Source organism: Sphingomonas sp. PAMC 26605 (assembly GCF_000241485.1).
Classification (GTDB): domain Bacteria; phylum Pseudomonadota; class Alphaproteobacteria; order Sphingomonadales; family Sphingomonadaceae; genus Sphingomonas.
Window position 1 is genome coordinate 2159944 of record NZ_JH584241.1, and the last position, 2604, is coordinate 2162547.

Genomic DNA, 2604 nt, shown 5'->3' on the forward strand with positions numbered 1-2604 from the left:
GTGCCACGAACGCAGGCGACGGTCTCGGTGAGACGTCCCCCACCCCCAGCCCCTCCCCTGAAGGGGAGGGGAGTGTGAAGCTGTGGATCAGCCGCTCGGGCTATACCGGCGAGGATGGCTTCGAGATTTCGGTGCCGGGCCAGCATGTCGTCGCGCTCGCCGACGCATTGGTCGCCGAGCCCGAGGTCAAGCCGATCGGCCTTGGCGCACGCGATTCGCTTCGGCTCGAGGCGGGGTTGCCGCTGTACGGCCATGACCTCGACCCCGAGACGACGCCGGTCCAGGCCGATCTCGGTTTCGCGCTGTCGAAGCGGCGCCGCGAGGCGGGCGACTTCATGGGCGCCGGACGGATCCTCGCCGAGCGTGCTGCCGGTGCGGCGTCGAAGCGCGTCGGCCTGCTGATCGCGGGTCGTCAGCCGGTGCGCGAGGGCGCGACCGTCGTCGATGCGGACGGCACCGAGATCGGCCGCGTCACCAGCGGCGGCTTCGCGCCGAGCGTCGGTGCGGCGATCGCGATGGCCTATGTGCCGGCCGAGCTCGCCACGCCGGGCACCACCGTTTCCCTGTCGCAGCGCGGGAAGGTCCACGCCGCGACCGTCACCGCAATGCCCTTCATTCCCCACCGCTACGTCCGTGCAGGAGGTCCAAAATGAGCCGTTATTTCACCGAAGACCATGAGTGGGTCGATGTCGATGGCGATATCGGCACCGTCGGCATTTCCGAATATGCGCAGAGCCAGCTCGGCGACATCGTGTTCGTCGACGTCCCCGAAGAGGGCAAGGAACTGACCAAGGGCGACGAAGCCGCCGTGGTCGAATCGGTCAAGGCCGCGTCGGACGTCTATTCGCCGGTGTCGGGCACCGTGATCGAGGGCAACCCGGCGCTTACCGAAACGCCTGGCCTCGTCAACGAGGAGCCCGAGGGCGACGGCTGGTTCTTCAAGCTGACGCTGTCCGATCCGGACGAGCTGAACAGCCTGATGGACGAGATCGCCTACGCGGCGTTCGTCGAGAAGCTCTGATCTTCTAACTCCCCTCCCGCTTGCGGGAGGGGGGAGAATGTGAATGCGCTACCTGCCCCTTACCCAAATCGATCGCGACGCGATGCTCGGCGTGATCGGCGTCGCGACGATCGACGATCTGTTCGTCGACGTGCCCGAAGCCGCCCGCCTTGACGGCCCGATCCACGGCCTGCCGATGCACGCGAGCGAAATGGCGGTCGAACGCCACATGACCGCGCTCTCGCGGAAAAACCTCACCGCGGGGGACGGGCCCTTCTTCCTCGGCTGCGGCGCGTACAAGCATCATGTGCCCGCCTCGGTCGATCACCTGATCCAGCGCGGCGAGTTCCTCACCGCCTACACGCCGTATCAGCCCGAGATCGCGCAGGGCACGCTGCAGATGCTGTTCGAGTTCCAGACGCAGGTCGCGCGGCTGCTCGGTACCGACGTGGCGAACGCCTCGATGTATGACGGTTCGACCGCCTGCTGGGAGGCGATCGGCATGGCGCGGCGCATCACCAAGCGCGGCAAGGCGATCCTGTCGTCGGGGCTGCACCCGCATTATGTCTCGGTCGCCAAGACGATGGCCAAGTTCACCGGCGACGCGCTCGAGACTTCGGCGCCGACACTGGGGGCAGAGACCGATGTCGACGCGCTGATCGCGGCGATCGACAAGGATACGTCCTGCGTCGTGGTGCAATATCCCGACATCCTCGGCCGCATCACCGATCTGAAGCCGCTCGCCGATGCGTGCCACGCCAACAAGGCGCTGCTGATCGCGGTGGTGACCGAGCCGGTCGCGCTCGGCGCGATCAAGTCGCCCGGCGAGATGGACGCCGATATCGTGGTGGGCGAGGGGCAATCGCTTGGCGTCGGTCTGCAGTTCGGCGGGCCGTATGTCGGCCTGTTCGGCTGCAAGGAAAAGTACGTCCGCCAGATGCCGGGCCGCTTGTGCGGCGAGACGCTCGATGCCGATGGGCGTCGCGGCTTCGTGCTGACGCTCAGCACGCGCGAGCAGCATATCCGCCGCGAGAAGGCGACCTCGAACATCTGCACCAATAGCGGGCTGTGCGCGCTGGCTTTCTCGATCCACATGACCTTGCTCGGTGAGGCTGGCCTGCGCCAGCTTGCGGCGATCAACCATGCGGGCGCAGTGGCGGCGGCCGAGCGCCTGTCGCAGGTGCCGGGTGTCGAGCTGGTGACGACGCGCTTCTTCAACGAATTCACGCTCAAGCTGCCGGTCGAGGCGCGCCCGATCGTGCGCACGCTCGCCGATCGCGGGATCCTCGCGGGCGTTTCGCTCGGGCGGCTCTATCCGGGCGAGGATGCGCTGGCGAACGGCCTGGTCGTCGCCGTCACCGAGACGACCACCGCGGAGGACGTCGAAACGCTTGCCGCCGCGCTTCAGGAGGTACTGGCATGAGCATCAACGCAAGCGGATGGCGCCCGGAAGCGCCGATCTCGGGCGGCAAGGCCAGCCCGACCACGACCGGCAACAAGGCGCTGATGCTGGAGGAAGCGCTGATCTTCGAGATCGGCGATACCAGCACGACGGGTGTCGATTTCGCGCAGGCCCCTCCCCTTCAGGGGAGGGGTTGGGGTGG

Annotated in this window: 3 protein-coding genes and 1 pseudogene; all 4 read left to right on the forward strand. The window is 67.3% G+C overall.

What is annotated here, in order from left to right:
* Nucleotides 1–653: glycine cleavage T C-terminal barrel domain-containing protein (locus RH90_RS10060; RefSeq protein WP_332306563.1), on the forward strand; the 653-nt coding region annotated here is incomplete at its 5' end.
* Nucleotides 650–1021 carry a glycine cleavage system protein GcvH gene (gcvH, locus tag RH90_RS10065; protein WP_010185476.1) on the forward strand — a complete coding sequence of 124 codons (372 nt, stop codon included), beginning with the start codon at nt 650–652 and terminating at the stop codon, nt 1019–1021. The genes RH90_RS10060 and gcvH, both read left to right, overlap by 4 nt.
* Before the next feature lie 43 nt (nt 1022–1064).
* Entirely contained in the window at nt 1065–2423 is a 1359-nt protein-coding gene (gcvPA, locus tag RH90_RS10070) for an aminomethyl-transferring glycine dehydrogenase subunit GcvPA (RefSeq protein WP_010185477.1), read from the forward strand.
* A pseudogene (locus tag RH90_RS22590) lies at nt 2420–2604 on the forward strand (aminomethyl-transferring glycine dehydrogenase subunit GcvPB); the annotation flags it as partial. The gene gcvPA and the pseudogene RH90_RS22590, both read left to right, overlap by 4 nt.

Coding starts and splice junctions, on each gene's coding strand:
- gcvH (WP_010185476.1), top strand. CDS start 650: ATGAGCCGTTATTTCACCGAAGACCATGAGTGGGTCGATGTCGATGGC.
- gcvPA (WP_010185477.1), top strand. CDS start 1,065: ATGCGCTACCTGCCCCTTACCCAAATCGATCGCGACGCGATGCTCGGC.